Annotated in this window: 18 protein-coding genes and 2 pseudogenes; 6 read left to right on the top strand and 14 right to left on the bottom strand. The window is 44.7% G+C overall.

Features of this window, described 5'->3' with window-relative positions; all coding sequences use genetic code 11:
• From L4C34_RS14295 to L4C34_RS14315, 5 genes are all read right to left on the bottom strand, one after another.
• On the bottom strand, window positions 1-975 hold the full coding sequence (locus tag L4C34_RS14295; protein ID WP_428790027.1) for a DUF2169 family type VI secretion system accessory protein: 975 nt from the start codon (window positions 973-975) through the stop codon (window positions 1-3).
• The gene (locus L4C34_RS14300; protein WP_428790028.1) at window positions 956-2,287 is read right to left on the bottom strand and encodes a hypothetical protein; all 1,332 of its coding nucleotides are present in this window, start codon (window positions 2,285-2,287) and stop codon (window positions 956-958) included. The genes L4C34_RS14295 and L4C34_RS14300 overlap by 20 nt, the downstream gene beginning before the upstream one ends.
• 72 nt (window positions 2,288-2,359) lie before the next feature.
• Window positions 2,360-2,857, bottom strand: coding sequence for a hypothetical protein (locus L4C34_RS14305; RefSeq protein ID WP_428790029.1), 498 nt, complete (start codon window positions 2,855-2,857; stop codon window positions 2,360-2,362).
• Window positions 2,858-2,880: 23 nt separating this feature from the next.
• The gene (locus L4C34_RS14310) at window positions 2,881-4,998 is read right to left on the bottom strand and encodes a type VI secretion system Vgr family protein (protein ID WP_428790030.1); all 2,118 of its coding nucleotides are present in this window, start codon (window positions 4,996-4,998) and stop codon (window positions 2,881-2,883) included.
• Window positions 4,999-5,068: 70 nt separating this feature from the next.
• Window positions 5,069-5,587, bottom strand: coding sequence for an Hcp family type VI secretion system effector (locus L4C34_RS14315; protein WP_428790031.1), 519 nt, complete (start codon window positions 5,585-5,587; stop codon window positions 5,069-5,071).
• A 448-nt stretch (window positions 5,588-6,035) separates the two neighbouring features.
• Here L4C34_RS14315 and tssH point away from each other — a divergent pair, with 448 nt between their 5' ends.
• From tssH to L4C34_RS14330, 3 genes and pseudogenes are all read left to right on the top strand, one after another.
• The gene (gene tssH, locus L4C34_RS14320; RefSeq protein ID WP_428790032.1) at window positions 6,036-8,699 is read left to right on the top strand and encodes a type VI secretion system ATPase TssH; all 2,664 of its coding nucleotides are present in this window, start codon (window positions 6,036-6,038) and stop codon (window positions 8,697-8,699) included.
• Window positions 8,686-10,332 (top strand): sigma-54-dependent Fis family transcriptional regulator, encoded by a 1,647-nt coding sequence (locus L4C34_RS14325; protein ID WP_428790033.1) that lies wholly within the window; start codon window positions 8,686-8,688, stop codon window positions 10,330-10,332. Before tssH ends, L4C34_RS14325 begins: the two co-directional genes overlap by 14 nt.
• A gap of 221 nt (window positions 10,333-10,553) precedes the next feature.
• Window positions 10,554-10,853, top strand: a pseudogene (locus L4C34_RS14330) (transposase); the annotation flags it as partial.
• Between the two features lie 256 nt (window positions 10,854-11,109).
• On the opposite strand, the gene L4C34_RS14335 reads toward L4C34_RS14330, so the two are convergent.
• From L4C34_RS14335 to L4C34_RS14375, 9 genes are all read right to left on the bottom strand, one after another.
• Window positions 11,110-11,718: a DUF6988 family protein gene (locus tag L4C34_RS14335; protein ID WP_428790034.1), complete on the bottom strand. Its 609-nt coding sequence runs from the start codon at window positions 11,716-11,718 to the stop codon at window positions 11,110-11,112.
• Between the two features lie 107 nt (window positions 11,719-11,825).
• Complete coding sequence (locus tag L4C34_RS14340; RefSeq protein ID WP_428790035.1) at window positions 11,826-12,269, bottom strand: hypothetical protein; 444 nt, start codon at window positions 12,267-12,269, stop codon at window positions 11,826-11,828.
• Window positions 12,270-12,377: 108 nt separating this feature from the next.
• On the bottom strand, window positions 12,378-12,794 hold the full coding sequence (locus L4C34_RS14345) for a hypothetical protein (protein WP_428790036.1): 417 nt from the start codon (window positions 12,792-12,794) through the stop codon (window positions 12,378-12,380).
• A gap of 345 nt (window positions 12,795-13,139) precedes the next feature.
• Complete coding sequence (locus L4C34_RS14350; protein ID WP_428790037.1) at window positions 13,140-13,388, bottom strand: hypothetical protein; 249 nt, start codon at window positions 13,386-13,388, stop codon at window positions 13,140-13,142.
• 323 nt (window positions 13,389-13,711) lie between these two features.
• The gene (locus L4C34_RS14355; RefSeq protein ID WP_428790038.1) at window positions 13,712-14,110 is read right to left on the bottom strand and encodes a hypothetical protein; all 399 of its coding nucleotides are present in this window, start codon (window positions 14,108-14,110) and stop codon (window positions 13,712-13,714) included.
• Window positions 14,111-14,201: 91 nt separating this feature from the next.
• Window positions 14,202-14,444: a hypothetical protein gene (locus tag L4C34_RS14360; RefSeq protein WP_428790039.1), complete on the bottom strand. Its 243-nt coding sequence runs from the start codon at window positions 14,442-14,444 to the stop codon at window positions 14,202-14,204.
• Window positions 14,445-14,545: 101 nt separating this feature from the next.
• Window positions 14,546-15,079, bottom strand: a complete 534-nt coding sequence (locus L4C34_RS14365) for an ankyrin repeat domain-containing protein (protein ID WP_428790040.1) — start codon at window positions 15,077-15,079, stop codon at window positions 14,546-14,548.
• Window positions 15,080-15,215: 136 nt separating this feature from the next.
• Window positions 15,216-15,638, bottom strand: a complete 423-nt coding sequence (locus L4C34_RS14370; RefSeq protein WP_428790041.1) for a DUF4259 domain-containing protein — start codon at window positions 15,636-15,638, stop codon at window positions 15,216-15,218.
• 115 nt (window positions 15,639-15,753) lie between these two features.
• Complete coding sequence (locus L4C34_RS14375) at window positions 15,754-16,131, bottom strand: hypothetical protein (protein ID WP_428790042.1); 378 nt, start codon at window positions 16,129-16,131, stop codon at window positions 15,754-15,756.
• A gap of 355 nt (window positions 16,132-16,486) precedes the next feature.
• Between L4C34_RS14375 and L4C34_RS14380 the strand changes: the two are divergent.
• The 3 genes and pseudogenes from L4C34_RS14380 (at window position 16,487) to murQ (ending at window position 19,815) form a co-directional block, all read left to right on the top strand.
• A pseudogene (locus tag L4C34_RS14380) lies at window positions 16,487-17,400 on the top strand (IS5 family transposase).
• A gap of 607 nt (window positions 17,401-18,007) precedes the next feature.
• Window positions 18,008-18,856, top strand: coding sequence for an S-formylglutathione hydrolase (fghA, locus tag L4C34_RS14385; RefSeq protein ID WP_428790106.1), 849 nt, complete (start codon window positions 18,008-18,010; stop codon window positions 18,854-18,856).
• A 68-nt stretch (window positions 18,857-18,924) separates the two neighbouring features.
• The gene (gene murQ / locus L4C34_RS14390; RefSeq protein ID WP_428790043.1) at window positions 18,925-19,815 is read left to right on the top strand and encodes an N-acetylmuramic acid 6-phosphate etherase; all 891 of its coding nucleotides are present in this window, start codon (window positions 18,925-18,927) and stop codon (window positions 19,813-19,815) included.
• The last annotated feature ends 34 nt before the right edge of the window (window positions 19,816-19,849 follow it).

The following is a 19,849-nucleotide window of genomic DNA, read 5'->3' on the forward strand; positions in this document are numbered from 1 at the left end:
TCACTCGCTATCTTCACGGACACTTGATACTGTTAAACACTCTTCATGCCCTTGGCATGGAAACGCAGCCGTATAAGCCATTTCAACTCTTTTGGCATCACCGTCAATGAGCACGGTATAAATCGACATCGCTTGCTCTAGCACCTCATCAAATTCAGCTATGGCAATGAAACGCTCACTTGGAATACGAAAAGAAAGCGCGTCATAGTGGTCAAAGCCAGTAAGCGTCAATTGTTCGCCCCCTCTAAGAAAGCCATCACACTGCTGATCTGATGGAGCGACTTGATAAAACAGTGGATTGAAATCGTGAGGCATCATTGGCTTGCGCTCAAGCTCCCATACCTCATCAAAAGTGCCAGCATGTTTACGGCGCTCGTCAAAATGAGGGGGAACAACACCAAAGCCCGCAACACGGACTTTACGCTGACTAGGCTGCCAATTTTGCTCAGGGTAAAAAACGGACGGCACTTGCATGTCAAGCAACGTTTTGTTTTTCTTTGCGACTCCCCCACCCAAGCGGTTGCGTCCATCTCCTCCAACCGCATGCCGATAGTCAATTTCTTTTTCAATAAACGTACTGGGCTCGGATACGGTAATACTGCCACCATGGCTGACCCACTTTCGCTCACCAACCACTTCAATCGTTTTGTCTACATGGCCATCAATTCGCAATCGACACTGATGATGAGTCATTGCCTGCTTGCCCGGTGTTCGAGCATTGCCAACTGCAATAACGTCGCTGTTTTGCTTAATTACAGGAAAATCATGATCGGCGATAAGTGCCGACTGGCCCGGCTCGCCTGAATATTCAGGCCCATCTCGCACCACCACATCATGGTCAGCTTGCCATTGTTGATCGCTAAACACCCATGCACGTTTAAGCGTCAGAACCCAAACTTCATTACCGTCACTGTCCCTTTGGAAACGCCCCTCGACATTACCAAACAGGCTAGGTTCAACATCCCACAAGCGCATTTGTTCTCCTTACTTCAAACCTTTCTTCTATATCAGATAGTCGCTGTATCTTAGCCAATACATCATCTTGCTGGTGCTTTGGCATTAATGGGCTCCAATGCGCGTAAACGTTCGCTCGCAAGCAAAGTTGTTGCCAAATAAGAAGACGAAACTTTGCGTCTATTTTGTGGCTAGTCATCACCGCGAGCGACTGAGTCACGTTTAGCTCATCGCCTAAACGAACGTTTTCACTTCGGCGATGTAGCTGTTCGTCAACCCAAGCTTTGAGGTGAGCAAGCATCTGCTGCCAATCCATTTCAACGTACAATTGATCTAACTCAACTGGCAATGCGTCGCCATAAACTAACATTAATGCCATTAGCCAAGAGTGTCCTTCATCGGCACTCAATGTCTCTAAGTTTGCGATGATATCTGGAACCCAAGCGGTTTCACCAGTCAATGCGAATATCTCAGCAGCATCGGAAGCCATAATATCGAAGCCTTCTGCTGATACACCGCTAAGAGCACACTGATATCGCGACGCGCCCAGCTTCTCAAGAGCTTCAGATTCATGCCTTATCATTTCATTCAGCCAAGGAGCCGCGCTGTCTGCCACGACCAAGCGTTCAAACAACAGATCATGATAATGAAAGTTTTCATCAAGCCACTCTTTACCTTGCGCCTGATTCCCCAGTGCGAGTAATGGGTAAACCTGATGGCTGAGCAGGACCTTATTAACCTGCCAATGTGACAGTAAATCAAGACTTAAGGTTTGGCGATTGACTAAATAATGAAAATATCGGGTAGAAGAGTCACTTTTCCCGTCTATTAAGCTAGCTAAACAAATATCAAAATCGCCGAGAGTGCAAAACTGAGCCAGCATCTGGGCTAGATCGACGTCGGAGATAAGTGGCAAAGCAGCACATACAAGCAAGGATGGAACGATATCTGCGCATGAAAAACTTTCACTCATAACTACCCAAACCACAATATCAGGCTGATCGTTCAGTAAACGATACAAGCTGCCTGGATGGTAGTCGTAGCATGCAAGCAAAACGTCACGCAGCGCCGCCAACTTTTGTTCAATCAGGGATAGATAGGCATTACCCGATGAAGGATAGCCATTTATATGTGCTCGCACTCGCTGACGCAGTAGAAATTCAATAGAATCACAAGCGAGCTCAGTTTTTTCGATCAGAAATTGACGTTTTTTCTCCGCAAGAGATTCAAAAGATTTTGATTGGGCTTGCACTTTTGTGAGTACGTCATCCAAGCACTCGCTAGTGATACTGAAATCAATGTGCTTCGCTAATATTCGTTTTCGGGTCGTCATTGTTATTCGGAGCATCTCATAGCTAACAGGAAAAGCTAGGGTCACTTGGGGCTCGGAGCCTAGCACGGAAAATCAATTGATTGCTATGGTTGCGCCTTGGATCTTATTCGACTTTTCGGCTTGAGAAGTCACATATTTTGCTCGTGTTGTGACCTTAGCACCACGGGCTCGGTAAACCGTCTCCGTGGCACCGCTCTTGAGCACTAGCTCTTGATCGGCCTCAATCAACAATTTTTTTGCTCGAATGCTGACAGGCTTATCGTCTTCTAAAATCGAAAAGAAGATATCTGTAACAATCGGTAAACTGACATCGCCATTGAGAAACTCGACTCGACAAGTAAACCCACCGTCAATAGCCATTTCTAGCTCTGACAGACGAAAATTCCTTCCTACTTTTGCACTCACTGGAGTTGAATATGGGTTGCCTTCGAAATCAACTCGCACACTATCTAAAGAAGGGTTAATTGCAATAATTTTACCCAGTCTCGCATGCAAGATAGGCTCTCGCTGCTGCTCGGTCGTGTGCAAAACACTCTGTACCATTTCGGTATGCACTTCATTATTCTTCATTCTTGAACCTCGCTTCACGCGCTCTATGGGTTTTGCAAAACATTGGCACCTTTCAGCGTCAAATTACCACTTGCAGTCAAGTTAATCGCTGAGCCCTTTAAATTTATTGTGCCGTCGCTTTTCATTTCCAGCGAAGCCGAACCTGTCGTTAGAGTAATCGCGCTGCTACTCGTAATCGATGTCTTCCCCGCATCTGTACTTATCGACGTATCCCCGCCTTTCACAGTCACAGTCATCTGGCCGCCGACCGTCATGCTGTTATCTGCATCAATGGTCGTGGACTGCTGCTTAGTAACATGAACCGTTCTGGTATCATTCACTGTGAGAGTATCTTTTTTGTGCACAGTTACATCGCGGTTGTCACCCACATCAACCGTTTGATTATGTGCGACTTTATGCGTTTCATCCGCGTTGTAGGTAACCGCGACATCTTTCTCAACGGTTTCAGTAAATGTTTTGTCTACTTGGGTCTGTTTGAAGTCATGGATGGTTTCTTTCTGGTTCCCTGTCACTTCTTTTTCTCGGTTACCGGTAACGGCAAGATACTCATCTCGATCGATAGTATGATGGCGGTCGTTCAAGACCTTGGTGACCATATCACGCTGTGCATGGATATAGATTTCTTCCGCGTCTTTTTTATCTTCAAAGCTAAGTTCATTGTACCCTTCCCCTTTATGGGTTTGAGTACGAAACACAGTCATCGTTTTGTTTTTTGGCAACTCGTACGCAGGGCCATTTTGACCGTTGTATACCACACCTGTCACTAAGGGGCGATCAGTATCACCTTCCAAAAACGTCACCACGACTTCATGCCCAATCCTCGGCAAATGCACTGCACCCCAGTTATTTCCAGCCATCGACTGACTCACTCGTATCCAACAGCTCGCGTTTTCATCTTTCTGTGCGTAGCGATCCCAGTGAAACTGCACTTTAATTCGGCCCATTTTATCGGTGTAGATTTCCTCACCAGCAGGACCCACCACGACAGCAGTTTGCGGCCCGTCCACAACTGGCGCTGGCAGTTTTTTCGGTTTAAATTCTGTGGTCTTGGGAATGCAAATAAACTGGTTATGGTAACTTGTCGCATGATGAGCCGAGTCATCAGGATGACCACTAACCTCATGACCTGCAACCAATGGGTTTTGTCCTTCATGTTTAACAGACATCAAAGTGTAATCTGAGTTCAACGCTTGTCTTGGGTGAGCTTGTAGGGCAAAACTATGCCCGGTTGCTAATCGCATCACGTTGCTCATCCCTCGAACCTGATGACTCGCAACAACGTATTCTTCTCTTTTTTCAGCAACTCGGGTTTTGCCATGCTCAGCATCTACGTAACGTCCCGGGTAGTCGTAATAAGCCAGATCTGAGTTTTTCTGATCAGCAGCAGATTCCACCTCTAGATCAGTGTTTGGCATGTTGTAATTGTAATCGGAGAAAGTCACCTTACCGGTGTTAACACTGTGAGCCGACCTCAGCTTCATCACATGCTCACGATCGGCATTACCATTACCTGGCTGATGAAAAACCACAGAGCCGACGACAGTTGCATTATCTGTAGTGCACGGAATATCTGTCACCGCATCTTTACTGTTGGCAATGACCATCATATGACCAGATTCACTATGGTCAAAGTAATACCACAGCCCATGTTCTGCCATTAAACGTGCGACAAAACTTTCATCAGACTCACGATATTGCAAAACATACAGCTTAGTTGGGGTCTTACCGACAACATTTGGCGAGAACTTATAGCCCGTAAAGCGGGCATCAGCAAAAACCTGCTTAATGATATCTTCTACGGACTTTTGCTGAAAAATACGGCAATCTTGGCGCTGAGACAGAAACCAAAAGTCCGGTACCAATGTGACATGGTAACGACTTTTATCGTGGATCGGTCCCCAATAGCAAACCTCACTCACAGTCCCGTGGAATTGTTTGGAAACGCCCGAGCCTTGTCCAAGTAAGGTTAATAAAGCTGGCTTACGACTTAGCTCTTCAAAAGTAATATCGGCATCTGAAGATATCAGATTCAACTCAATACGAAACGGAGCAGACAACTCCTCCATAACAGTAAACCTCTCCACATCAAACCGACGCTTAGAGCCTTGAATTTCCACTTTAAAATCTACTAGATTACCCATATTTTTACCTAATTTAAAAACTCGAAAGGGCCACAATGTGGCCCAATATTCTTAACTTTCGATCGGCGAATTACGCTTCACGAGGTGTACGCCAGTCATCGTTACCAGCTTTACCGCAAACTTCGTGAGTCACTTCAATCGCGCGGTAAGTAAACTTAAGTACTTCTTCCGTTACGCGATCAGCCGTTACCGCATCTTGACAGTGAGCCATGCGAGTTTGTATATCAACCAGTAGCGCATCAATCAATTTGATTGTGTAGTAGTGTTCTTGCTTACCCGTTGTTGATGTGCGGTAGAAACGAATCTGACACTCAGGCAATTTCTCACCAGATACTAGTGCGTTGAATAGCAGTGGCGAACAGCAATCTTGTGCTTTCGTCACGATCACTGGCATGTGAACACGTTGGCCTGTTGGCTGACCACTTTGTGGATCACGAGGAACAGTCAGTACATGATCAAGTTCTTGAACTAGGAACTCATCGATGTGAGCCTGCTGCCATGTGTTACCGACAGAGTCCGCAGAGTAAGCGTCCTTTGTGATTTCGCCTTGTGTTTCACCTTTCACTGACATATATGCTGGAGTTGGCATTACTATAACCTCTATAAATATAAATTGACTAAACTTTCGTTAACTCGCTTAACTTGCGAACACCCACTACAAAGCAATCCTCATGCCAATAAATAAAACAACAATAAAATCAACATCCTATAAATTAAATGTGTATTTATTGGGTTAAGTGAATCAATTATTTGTGGAAAAAAACCAAAAGTTGTATTGCTGGTGTAATTTATTGAATCGACCGATAAAATCAACCACCTAATTAAAGAAAAAGGCAAAAAAGGTCAATTACCTAGCCATTTAGGCATTTTGCCTATCAATTCAATCATAATGACTAGTGAGGGTAGGGATAAGAAAGGGATAATAATTAAAGTTGTATGAAATACGTTGTTTTTACATTTTAAGCATAATGTACAATAATATTTAATCGCTATATCGGGTATATTTAACACTTTCGACGTCTACTCGTTTTAGCATTATGATCAATATAAATCTGTCTTCACTAATTCAACGCTTAAATCCAGTCGCTAAAGTCGCTCTAGAGGATGCAGCATCACTAGCAGTATCGCAGCACGCCAGCGAAGTACAAATAGAACACTATTTACTCAGCTTATTAGAAAGACCAAACAGCGATTTCGATATTTTATTAGCTCACTTTGATTGCTCAGAACATTTATTGAGACAATCGATTCAGTCTAATATTCAAATGACACAACATAATAGTGGTGCCAAGCCTGTATTTTCAGCGCTGCTTATCGAGTGGCTGCAAGAAAGTTGGTTAATGTCGTCACTAGATTTATCTGAAACCCAAATTAGAACGGGCGCATTATTACTTACACTGGTTAGCAACCCACTACGCTATGGTCAACATGGTTATGCCTCACTGCTTGAATCGGTGAACACCGATGAAATAAAACGCCGCTTCGGCGAGCTCACCCATGCTTCAATGGAAAATAAATCGTCGATAAGCGAATCAGAAACTCCTCGCTCCGATGATTCTGCACTGGCGAAGTTTACGACGGATTTCACTGGTAAGGCCCGCCTAGGGGAAATCGATCCTGTATTCTGTCGTGACCAAGAAATTCGCCAAATCATCGATATCTTGGCGCGTAGACGCAAAAACAACCCAATTGCGGTTGGCGATCCCGGAGTTGGCAAAACAGCCGTCGTAGAAGGCTTAGCTCTTCGTATTGTCAAGGGTGACGTGCCAGACAGCCTGAGAAATGTCGAGCTCTATGGGTTGGACATGGGGCTGCTGCAAGCCGGAGCAAGTGTCAAAGGCGAATTCGAAAAAAGACTAAACGCTGTATTGGATGAAGTTAAAAACTCCGCAACGCCAATTATTCTCTTTATCGACGAAGCCCACACGTTAGTCGGTGGTGGCAACCAAGCTGGAGGCAGTGATGCAGCCAACCTCCTCAAGCCTGCTCTGGCTCGCGGTGAAGTTAAGACTATCGCCGCAACCACTTGGTCTGAATATAAAAAATACTTTGAAAAAGACCCTGCGTTGGCAAGGCGTTTCCAATTGGTGAAACTTGACGAGCCAACGCCTGATCAGGCCAGCGTAATCATTCGAGGCCTGCGCGCAGCTTATGAGAAATCTCATGGTGTCTATATACGTGATGATGCGATTACCGCAGCGGCCAAACTCTCTTCCCGTTATATTTCAGGTCGTCAACTGCCCGACAAAGCGATTGATGTACTCGATACGGCGTGCGCGCGAGTCAATATTAGCTTAAACGCTACCCCGGCACCGATCGAAATATTGCAGCAACAACTGGCAAGCCAGCAAAGAGAATTAGACGCTATTGAACGTGATATCGCACAGTTGACGGGAGATCGTCATAGTGTCTCTGCTCGACCTGAGATTCAAAACCAGATAACGGAGACTCAACAACAGCTCAATGTATTGCTGGAGCAATGGCAACAAGAGAAATCGGTGATTAACGAGTTGCTTCACCTGCGCCAAATGCTCAATCAGCATTTAGAGACCAACATCACCGAAGATGAAAAACAGGCAGCTGGACTTAACGATGAAACCGACAAACCAACAATGGATGTTGAGGAAGTCACCATTGCCATTCAAGCATGTCAATCCCAACTTGAAGACATTCGAACTTCATCTCAACTGGTTCACTTTGAAGTAGGTCCCGACGAGGTCAGCCATGTCATTTCCGATTGGACAGGCATCCCTATGGGGAAAATGCTAAAAGACGAGACAAAAACAACCCTCAGCATTAAAGATACGCTCAACCAACAAATCAAAGGCCAACCTTTCGCGATGGGCGCATTATCTGAAGGTATTCAAACGGCTAAAGCTGGCTTAGTCGATCAAGACAAGCCAACAGGCGTCTTCTTGCTGGTTGGCCCAAGCGGAGTCGGAAAAACCGAAACGGCTCGCGCCATCGCCGAAGAGATGTTTGGTGGCGAACGCTTTATGGTCACCATTAACATGTCTGAGTTCCAAGAAAAACACACAGTATCTCGTTTAATCGGTTCTCCTCCGGGTTACGTCGGGTATGGCGAAGGCGGCATGTTAACCGAAGCCGTGCGCCAACGACCGTATTCCGTCGTATTGCTAGACGAAGTAGAAAAAGCCGATCCAGAAGTGCTGAACCTTTTCTATCAAGTATTCGACAAAGGGGTATTAAACGATGGTGAAGGCCGAGCAATTAACTTCAAAAACACGCTAATTCTACTCACTAGTAACCTAGCGACGCAGCAGATTGAGCAACTTGCCCAGCTTCCTGAACTCAGTGTCGATGACATAGAAAATGCTATCCGACCAAGCCTTAACCAGCATTTTAAACCTGCTCTACTAGCTCGTATGTCCATTCTTCCATACATGCCGCTTAACGATGAAGCGATGAAAGAAATTGTTCTACATAAACTGGATAAAGTTGCTACACGCTTGCACGAGCGCTATAAGCTAAAACTCGATTACAAAGAGTCACTTATCCAGTTCATTTTGGATAACTGTAAGTTAGCGGAAACCGGAGCGCGCAATATCGACGCGGTAATCAATCGACAGCTATTACCACAACTGTCTCACCATTTACTCGTCAATGACCTCGATGATCACATGGAACGTGTCTCGCTCAGTGTGAGCGACAGCGGGAAATTATGCTATGACTTCAGCTAGCAATAGCGAGCTTAGCAATGCGCTGCTTGCGATTAGCCAATCGTTATCAAATAGGCGTCGACTAGTGGAAACCTTACAGGCAGTGCTTAGCGCTGCTTGCACCATGACCCGCTCTCCACATGGCAACCTATATGTGTTAGATAATACGAGTCAATCGTTGACGCCAAATATCGTCCAGCACAATGGTTATATGCTCAGTCAGCACCCGTGGCAGCCTTTATCTTTGGCGCTATCAAACGATACCGACCCATTCCAGTACGCGGTTCGCAATGGTGAGGCTGTGAAAATAGAGCAGCTTTATCAATACAACGGCTACAATTGCGAATCGATCTACCATGCTGAGCAAGCTTTATCACGCAAGAGCGAAAACTTGCTTGCTTGGCCACTGGTGGACGACAAAGGAAATACCATTGGCCTGTTGGTATTATTCGGACCAAACCTCCTAGTCGAGGAAAATGCGCTCACTGCTTTTTGCCATCTTGCCGCAAACTACATACGGCAAGCTATTTGGCTAGAAGAGTATGACCATATTATTCAGTCATTAACCACAGATAACGCGGCCTTAACCCGTGAGAATAAAAAGCTCAAAAAGCGAACCACACAAGGCTATCAAGGCCCAATCGCAGTAAGTGAAACCATGGTGTCTACCTTAGGTAGAATCGACAAAATTCTTGCTCTACCCGTCGATGTTCTGCTCCTCGGAGAAACAGGGACAGGCAAAGAAGTCATCGCTCAATATATCCACGACAACTCAGACCGTAGTCAGCAGCCTTTGGTGGTGCAGAACTGCGCGGCAATACCAGAGCAGCTGCTCGAGTCTGAACTGTTTGGCCATAAAAAAGGGGCCTTTACCGGGGCGGATAGCAATAAAATTGGCCTCTTTGAGGCAGCCAATGGCGGCACCCTATTTCTCGATGAAATAGGGGACATGCCGCTACTGCTCCAAGCTAAATTGTTGCGAGTTCTGCAAGAGCGCAAGTTAAGACCCATTGGCGCAAATAAAGAAATTACGATTGATGTCCGTGTGATTGCCGCCACCCATTGCCATTTAAAGCAAAAAATAAAACAAGGTTTGTTTCGGGCCGATCTCTACTACCGACTCAATGTTTTCCCTATTCAGTTACCGCCACTCAGAGAAAGACGAGCTGACATCATCCCACTCGCAGAACACTTTTTATCTCAGAGTACGCATACGCTAGGCCTTCCACACACACCGGGGTTTAGTGCCAATGTCCGACAACAACTGCTCAGTTATCCGTACCCAGGCAATGTAAGAGAACTAAAGCATATTGTGGAACGCGCCATTTTGCTGTCTGATTTTGAAATCATCACTCAAATAGAACTCGATACTCTGGAAATGGAAGCTGAGCCACAAGACGTAATCAGCTCTGCTCTACTAACAAATGATGTCGCCACCGCCACCGAGCCGGCTAAGATTAAACAAACAATTCCGCTTGAAGAAATCCCATCCAAAGCACTCAAAGAGACCGTAAATAAATATGAAAAGCAGTTAATTTTGAGTAGCTTGGAAGAGTGTCATTGGCAAATAAAGCGTGCGGCAGAACAGCTTTCTCTTCCGATCAGCACTCTGAATCACAAAATGAAGAAGTACCAAATACGTCATATTGATTGAATTCCCTTCTCGCTTGGACGCATTTAGTTAGAGAGTAGAGCGACACAAACAGCGAAAAAGCCGGAAACATTCTGGCTTTTTCGCTGTTTGTTTTAGTATTAATAATATGTGTGATTCATAGACATCCTTTCAACTAGAATAGATATCTATGCACAGAGAAATTCAACAAAGCCTTGTGCTACACATTAGTTTTTTAAACTCGCACATGCGCTGTATTTTCCACAGTCACCTTCCGTTATAAAGAGAGCCAAAGCAAAACGTGGCAAACGCGCACCTTACCCATCCTCAAGTTCTTGCTACTCATTTGACAGCACGTGTTGCCCAAAGGGCTGTAACGGGTTCGATACTACGGATTTTTACGCGGTCAAGCGCATACCTTAAGAGCCCGTATTCAACTGCTGTTGTTGAACTTACTTCATCTCATACCGCTGCTAATCAAGACGATAAGAAGTAAAGCGATAAGAATCTGCCCTTGCTGTCAGCGTGAGATGGCGTGCGTGAGAGTTAGCCGACCGATTTAGCCGAAAGGCATTTGATAATTGGGATAATGGCCAAGGTGAAATCAGAGGAACAGTGGCGGAAGAAGAGAAAGGAAAATAGCTAACTGATTGATAAGGTTGCTATCGTAACCTTATCTTAACGTCGCTCGCCTTGAGAAAACCCTCAAGGTAGCGTGCCCTTCAAAACAAATTGCACAATTTACTTAATAAGGTGGCTTCGGGCTTGTTCAATACTCGGGATTTAGTGTTGGCTACGCAACACCTTAATCCTTATTTGTTAGCCGCATCCTGTTGTAAAACACCATGATGTTGACTGATCAACTAGCCTTTCTAGTAATCGAATAGCTTTTTCATTCTCTGACAGTTCAATATGCTGAGAAAGAACATAAGAAGAGACCAATACTACTATTTGTATCAACCTCAGCACTTCACTGTCATCAACATTTGGCGTAATAACGTTATCCTCGCCAAAATGCCTGTACGCGAGCTCGCTACCACCATGAGTAAAGTCATGCATATGATTTCGCATATCAGACCAAATTTTAGATAGCAACTTTGGGCAACCTGAAAGTTCTTCAATTGAGTTGATAGCATCCCATGCACTTGGCCATTTACCCTTAATCATAGCCTTCTGGCTTTGCTCAATTGAGGCACAATTGTGTAACCAAACGGCACGAAAAGTATTCTCTAAAAGAGGTCGCAAAAGCGCAAAAGATGAAGCAAAGTTCCGTTGTTTTGTTAACACCTGTATAGCGTCGCAATGATTAATTGACGCAAAGAACATGGCACTAATAAATCTATTTTTATGTGTACCAGTTACTTCTAATTGTTCAGCTATCCGCCATACAATATCAATGTGCTCACGAGCTTTGAATACACAATCCATATATCCCTCTTTACGGTAAATTAGCGGCCAATCACTAAAAGTATCAACGTCGCTAGAAGAGGCAGTTAAACCGCGTAGCGGTTTTGCTGTCCTTCTTGCTTGCTTTGTTAAATGACGATCTCGCGGACCTCGTCATTCTCATTTATATATTGAATACCATTGTATGTTCTTTTTGTACCAGACCATTTTGCTTTAGCGACTACTGGCAATTTTAAACCTTCACTAGATAGAAATTCAGATAGCCGTTCAATATCTTCAGATTCAGGCTTCGCAATGCCATACCACAAGGAATACCACTCTGACGGAGTAACGATATTGAAAGATTCCAAGCCATCGTAAAGCCCCCAGACCACCTTTCCGTTTGAAAACTCGAACTCCGCATACTCCAGCTCTAAAACATCTTCTGAGAAATCAGGATGCTCACCGGAAATTACATGTTCGAACGCATCGTAGCCTTCCTCATCGTTTTGATAGAAGCACCAGCGATGAGTTTCCAGATCCTCTATCGTAATATCTTCAATCCGTTTAACTTTGCTCATAATTCTAGTCATTTAACACCCGGCTCTGCGAGCAAATTTTTGATGGCGGCTTTTTTGCGTGTTTTTGCAAAAAAGGTGACAGCGGAAATTTGTCCGCAGCAGCCGCTGGTTAAGTGCCGCCTACTCAAAGCCTAGACTTCCTTTTGATGACAGCATGGTTTTAGTTGGCGTGATCAGCGCCCATTCAGGATCTCCTTCGACTGTAGAGAAGGAGCAAACCCAAATATTTTCACTTAGCTCTAGTACTAATTCTGGTAAACGAGATTGAAACGAAATGCGTTGAAGAGTTAAACCATTTAGCTTTTTTAGTAACACAGGAAACTCTGAATCTTCAGACCAACTACCAAATTCTATTTCTTCTTCGTTTTCTACACGCCAACTCCACTCAATCATGGCTGTAAGCTCACCTTTATTTTCAGTTAGCTCTCCAAACTCAAGAAATATGGCACTACCATTACCCTGCCAAACACGACTAACTCTTTTGCCAATGAATGGCTCAGTGAATTTATTCGCTACTTCAATTGAGATTTTTTGCATACTTCCCTTAGGCATTTAACGCCCGCATTTGCGGCTGGTTTGGAGCACAGCGGAAAGCCAGTCCGACAACATGCGCTTGTTAGCCTTAGCCACACTGCCAGAAAAACCAACCTTCTGGCAACGCTTCTGTTTTTCTAATAAATAGATAGGCGATACCTCCGCCACCGTAATTTGGCCCCTCGCCGTAGTACGTTCGCCCTTCCCAGCGTTCTCCATCTTCGGAAACCCAGCCAACGTTATTCCGTGGTGGATGAATAAAACTATGAGTACTATCCAGCTGGCCGATGAACTCCCAATCACCCGATAGAGCCTCCGATGGGCTTTGTATCCACTCAGGGACGCTACCTAATTTTGTGCCCGATGTAGCGCTCTCAACGATGTCATCGGGAAGGTCATAGAATAATCCTTCATCGAGAAAGCCTGAGTATTGGAAGCAGAAATGCCATCATCGCGCTCTAGCCAACCTACTACACGAACCTCTTTCTCGATCAATGTATTCTCTCCCGATGATTTGCATAGCTCGTCTACTAGTTTTTCAGGTTCGAGGATAAAGCAAGCATTAGCACCGGAACCGCCTTCCCAAGTCGAACACATACCGGGGTCATGATTACACTGAAATATATAAACAACTCACCCCTCTCTTCCTAAATTGAGTCTGTTGGAATCATGCTGAAATTGCGCAAGGAAGCTCTGAGGTTTTTTACATTCTGAACAGGTCGGCCAACGAGACTCTTCTAACCGCCAAGGCAATCCTCCAAATTTATCTTGGTAGGAATTCTGTTGATCAAGATCCTCATTAACTCGAATATCTGGGACAAAATACTTCAAAGCACAAGTACTCCTTTTTGAGGCTAACGCTCTAAATAATGGACTGACGCAAAGCGGCAGAGCCCGTAGGGCGATCATTAATTTTTTTGTTAGAAGGCTGCACGAGTGAATTCCACAACTCTACCACTCACAACAAAGCTGTCTGTGTAAATTAACCATTCAGACCAATCATCGGGTTGCCAGAAGCCATCAAAATGAAAGTACTCCTCTTTCTGAGTTCCGTGCATAACTTCATTAATTGGTGAGCTAGGATTTGGGTGGCAGATTGGGGATTTATCGTCATGCCAAATTAAAGCTTTCTCAGCCTTAACCTTGTTAAATATTACCCTTACTTCCCTTAGTTCGATGACATTGTCCTTTGCGGCCGGATGCTCTGGAGCTACCACCACAAAATCGAACATGATCTCAACGCAATCAGCTTCCCTGCGTACTGATTCGACAGTCGCATCATGAAAGCTTAACTGATTAAAATTATTCGAGATTTCCATCTTGCCTTCTAACGCCCGCATAAAGCGCGCGAGATACGAGCGTCGCCTTTGATGCGATTGTTAAGCTCTGATTTTGGTAGTGCTTGTGACTTCATGAATTATTACTTTCTTGTTCGATCAGCTCGCGAACTGCCTCTTTAGCATAGTGAGCAGTATACTCAAACTGTTCAGTAACCATGTCGTAGTACTTGCTCCCTTTCCCTGCGTACTCCTTCATCATTTTCTTTCGGTCTATTGCTCCAGCTTCTTCTAGTGCATTCAACGATCGATTGAAGCCAGCAGTCATTGCTCCAACCAGTATACCTTCAATTTTTTTGTCCAGATAATCATTCATAGTCTTACTACTTTTTGAAGCTTAACGCCGCGCTTTACGGCTGGTTTGGAGCGCTGCGGAAAACCAGTCCGACAACAACGCCTTGTTACATTTTGCCACGACTAAAGCCCAAATAACGAAAGGACGCGACTGGAATATAACTGTGAATTAACCTTAACCAATTCTTTCACAGTGCTGCCGGTATTGCCAACTTCACTTTCATGTGAAGCACCACTTTGTAATAGTAGTGATATAATTTCCGGTTTATCCGCGACTTTATTGTATGCATGACACGCCGGCCACACAGCGTCTGATGGATTAGCACCTTGCTGTATAAGCTTTTTAGTAAAGCTTAGCCATTTATCGAAATTTGGATTCAGACCATGACCAAATTTTACAGCTAGTTGAATTACGTTAGACTCAGGCCCTACTGGCATTTTGGCACTTACGTTTGCACCTAACTCTATGAGTCTCTCTGAAAGCTCAAAATCCTCACATTGCATAGCAAACATTAACGGGGTTTTGTCTCTGCAATTAGCATTATGGTGACCAACTGCTTCCATTGCATCCTTATCCGTTTCAAGAATGCCAAGCACCGTATCGTGGTCGTGCTTTTCAATTGCAATAAACAGCTTCTTAATTTCTTCTTTGGTCATGCTAACTCTCAAGAAATGTAACGCCCAATTAAGGTGTGAGCCACACCACCACGACACTCAATTTGAGCACCGTAAACATTAAACTTAACCCAAACCAAAAATGCCAAGCGTGGGGGAATCACTCTTAAATTGTTTGTTATGCGTTTTCTAACTTGGCAATGAGATTAGTTTGTATTGTTCTCCATTTTTCATTAACTCCGCCTTCTTCCCAGAGTTCTTGAAGTTCAGAGCACGAGAGTACTTTTTGAACTGCACTTAACGCTTGTTTTGCATGTTCTGCTGTTATTTGAGGCTTACGACCAATTAACCAACCTTGCTTGCGATTAAGCCAATTTCGGGCTTCATCTGGCAACACAGCTTGATCGTTTGTGATCGCCGCCGCAATGACTTCCGAGGCAGCTAAAGCTTCGGAGCAAATATCTGCTTCCAAGTACTCATTCTCATTTAACACCGATTGTATCGGTGACAGTAGAGTATTCAATCCTTTTGACTTCTCCAACTCCCATATCCAATCACTGGCATTATCATTGCCAAAATTGTCTTCACTCCATGCACCCAAACTAAAATTCCTCTTTTACGCATAACGCCCACATTAAGGGGCTAAAAATTGTTTGCTAAAGTGTGTAGAGAAGCGAAACTGAGCAAGCTGTTTTTAGTCCCGCTTAAATTGCTTGTTAGGTAATTTTTACCCACTGACCAAACCTTACTATTTGCTGAGGTGCATATTCCATCACCCACGCTTTATTTGACGCGATAATTAGAACATTTTCTTGGTCTAGGTAAAACTCTAAATTTAACAATAATTTAGACCAATTTATATACCTTAAATTTGACCAAGCTTTATCGGTGATAATTATTTCAAATGCATCCGGAATATTCTTACTCTTTAGCCAAGAAGTTAGTTTCTGTTTATGAGTACTATCTTCGAATGATGCAATAACCCATTCGCTAGTATCGTCAACACCGCGATCCCAGCTTACTTCATGTAGGATAGGCTCAACTAGTTTTCTTAGATCCCTCACTCGTAATGCTGGATTTAAAAGATTGACCATTCGTAGTTACCTAACATTCTTAATAACAGGCCGGCTCGTTTTGTCGCCAGCCTAGGTTTCAATCAATCTATCATAACTCTATTAAAAAAAAACATATTAACCTTGTTTTTCATTTCACCATTACATGAAAACGAGCCGGCCTGTTATCTTTTTTAACATGGCTCGTTATCTTGAGTGCCTTCAAAATAAATACATTGATTAACAATGACTTACTAATTTATCTTTAGACAAAACGAGCTATCACTTCCGACAAAACAAGCCATTTTCCATACTCAAACGGCGTTGTTTCCTAAATAACTGAACTTTTCCCATTCCTAGCGATCAGATCTCTCGTAGGTCAACTAGGGTAACGACAATGGACAAGGATAAACGCAGAATCACCAACTGGAAGCAATACAATCAAGCGCTTGTAAACAGAGGCTCGGTAACCTTTTGGCTCGATGAAGCAGCGTTCAAAGCATGGCGTAGCAAGGAACATCATGGTCATCGCGGACGAGGGTTTCAGTTCTCAGATATGGCCATTGAAACGGCGCTGATAATAAAAGGTATCTTCAAGCTGCCACTACGTGCTTTAGAAGGCTTCATTAACTCCCTATTTTCGTTGATGAAAGTGCCACTCACTTCACCATCCTATAGCTGTTTTAGCAAAAGGGCGAAAACCGTTGAAGTGGCGTATCGATTACCTAGCCGAGGCCCTGTCACCCATGTAGTGATTGATGCCACTGGCTTAAAAGTGTTTGGCGAAGGCGAATGGAAGATGCGTAAACATGGGAAAGAAAAGCGTCGGGTCTGGCGAAAGCTTCACCTAGCTGTCGATGCGTCTACGCATGAAGTGATTGCTGCAGAAGTCAGCTTAGATTCTGTTGGCGACAACGAGGTGCTTCTCATTTTACTTAACCCATTACGTCGAAAGATAAAGCAGGTCAGCGCTGACGGCGCTTATGACACAAAAGCCTGTCACCGATTACTGAAAAGAAAGGGATATCGCCGACCATCCCGCCACGAAGTAATGCAGGGTACTGGGAAGAAGGGCACCCTCGTAATGAAGCGGTTCGTGCGTTAAAAGCGGATAAGTTACCGGAGTGGTAACGCGACAGCGGGTATCACAAATGGTCGCTGTCCGAGACGGCTATGTACCGATACAAACAACTGACCAACGCCAAACTCACCTTGCGCCTATACAACGGTCAAGTCGGCGAAGCGCTGGCTAACGTAAAGGCAATGAACAAAGTCATAAAACTAGGTATGCCTGTTCGTCAGCCAAAGTAAGTGTTACGAAGCAAGGGGATCAGAACGTTGATTTAGGAAACAACGCCTACTCAAACCACTTTCAAACTTAATCAACTGCATAGATACACAGAAAAAAGGAAGTAAAGATGGCAACAAGTTTTTAGACGAAATAGGACGACGAATGCGAATGCGAATGCGAATGCGAGGCTACAGTCTCAAAACAGAAATAGCATACTCGTATTAGATAAAATACTTCATTCGTTTCCACAAACTAAGGCACCCAAGAGATATGGGAGCAAACGAAGTTACGGACTTTCTTTCCACTTGTTGCCTTAGATCCACTTTTGGCACCACCTCTACAGCGGTGGATAGCTGCACTTCATTCCCGGCCAACTCACTGACATCAACTCCTGCCAAATATTTACCTGCTGGCACAGTGTCATGGAAGGTGTAGGGTTCTTTGTCACTCGTCGGGGCTGTAATCGAAGAGGGTGAGAAGAACTACCCACTTGTAGCGAGACTAGCGATCCGAACGAGAGATTAGTCATCTAACGCCACCAATTCTGCATATCCCTCTATTTTGGATATACTTATGACTAACCTAGTCTGTAGTAAGAGGCTCAATGGCACAGATAAGGAACTCTCGGTGGCGATAAATGAAGTGAGTAAGAACAAAGTGTTTGGTGGTTGGCACATGCAATATAGCCATCAGTCCACCTCACTCAAATGTGAAATGCGCTTTGCCGTATTTATTCCTCATTGTGCTGCCCCATTTCATCGTGTTCCTGTGCTTTATTGGCTATCCGGCCTCACCTGCACCGATGAGAACTTCATGCAGAAATCTGGGGCGTTCCGCACCGCTTCACAACTGGGCATCGCTATTATCGCTCCCGACACCAGCCCAAGAGGCCAATTCGTTGCCGACGACGACAGCTACGATTTAGGCCAAGGCGCTGGGTTTTATGTCAATGCAACCGAGCTACCTTGGAGTAACCATTACCATATGTATGATTACGTTGTTTCTGAGCTCCCTCAAATCGTTGAGCAAAACTTTCCAGTCTCGCTCGATCGTTCTATTGCAGGACATAGCATGGGCGGACATGGCGCGCTGACCGTAGGCCTGAAAAACCCTAAACGCTATCAATCTATTTCAGCCTTCAGTCCTATTTGCCACCCTACCAATGCTCCATGGGGCATAAAAGCGTTTTCTGCGTACCTTGGCCATGACAGAGAAACTTGGAAAGCACACGATGCGGTGGAATTGCTTCGCCAAACCTGCTCCCCACTGCCTATCCTTATCGACCAAGGAGAAAATGACTGCTTTCTCACAGAGCAGCTGCAAACCGATACTTTGGTTGATGCCGCCAACCAACAACACTCCCCTGTAGAGGTTAGAATTCAGTATGGCTACGATCACAGCTATTTTTTCGTGGCCAGCTTCATTGACGAACACCTCCGATTCCACGCTAAGCACCTCTTTAACCAGCATTATTGAGGTCTTTACTTACCACTGAATAGATTTATAGTGATGCTAAGAGAATATGACTTAACAGCGATAAAATCATGGATCTAACCAAACTCACAACCGAACAGCGCAATCCAGCAAGCGAGAAAATCGACACACTTTCTACCATTGATATGTTACGTGTCATCAACCAAGAAGATCAAAAAGTTGCCACCGCTATAGAAAGAGTTTTGCCTGAAATTAGCCAAGCGGTTGATCTCATCACACACGCTTTCGCTCATGGTGGCCGTTTGGTTTATCTAGGCGCGGGGACCTCAGGTCGACTTGGCGTACTCGATGCAAGCGAGTGCCCACCCACTTTCGGGAGCGATCCAGAGCAAGTGGTCGGGTTAATCGCAGGCGGCCACCCCGCGCTACTCAAAGCGGTAGAAAATGCGGAAGACAAATCTGAACTGGGCGCGCAGGATCTACAGAGCATCCAATTTTCTGACCATGATATTCTTGTCGCGATTGCCGCAAGCGGCCGGACGCCTTATGCAATTGGTGCAATGGAATACGCGCGCTCGCTCAATGCCCAAGTCATTTGTGTGACCTGTAACCCAAACTCACCGATGGCGAATTTCGCTAATGTCGCCATTACCCCTATCGTGGGCCCTGAAGTTGTTACTGGGTCTTCACGTATGAAAGCCGGCACGGCCCAAAAGCTGGTACTGAATATGCTCACCACTGGGACGATGATTCAGTCGGGGAAAGTCTTTGGTAACTTGATGGTCGATGTGGAAGCCACAAATGCAAAATTAATTGAGCGACAAAAACAAATCGTAATGAGCGCCGCTGACTGCACTCACCAACAAGCGGAGTTCACTCTCAAGCAGTGTGGCAATCATTGTAAAACCGCAATTGTCATGCTGCTAACACATTGCTCACCAGAGCAAGCACGAAAAAGTCTGTCAGATCACAATGGCAAGATCCGTCAGGCGCTCAGCTGAACCGAGCACCCAGCGACGACTTATAGAAATCTAG

It is taken from the genome of Vibrio profundum (assembly GCF_050337555.1).
GTDB classification, from domain to species: Bacteria; Pseudomonadota; Gammaproteobacteria; order Enterobacterales; family Vibrionaceae; genus Vibrio; species Vibrio profundum.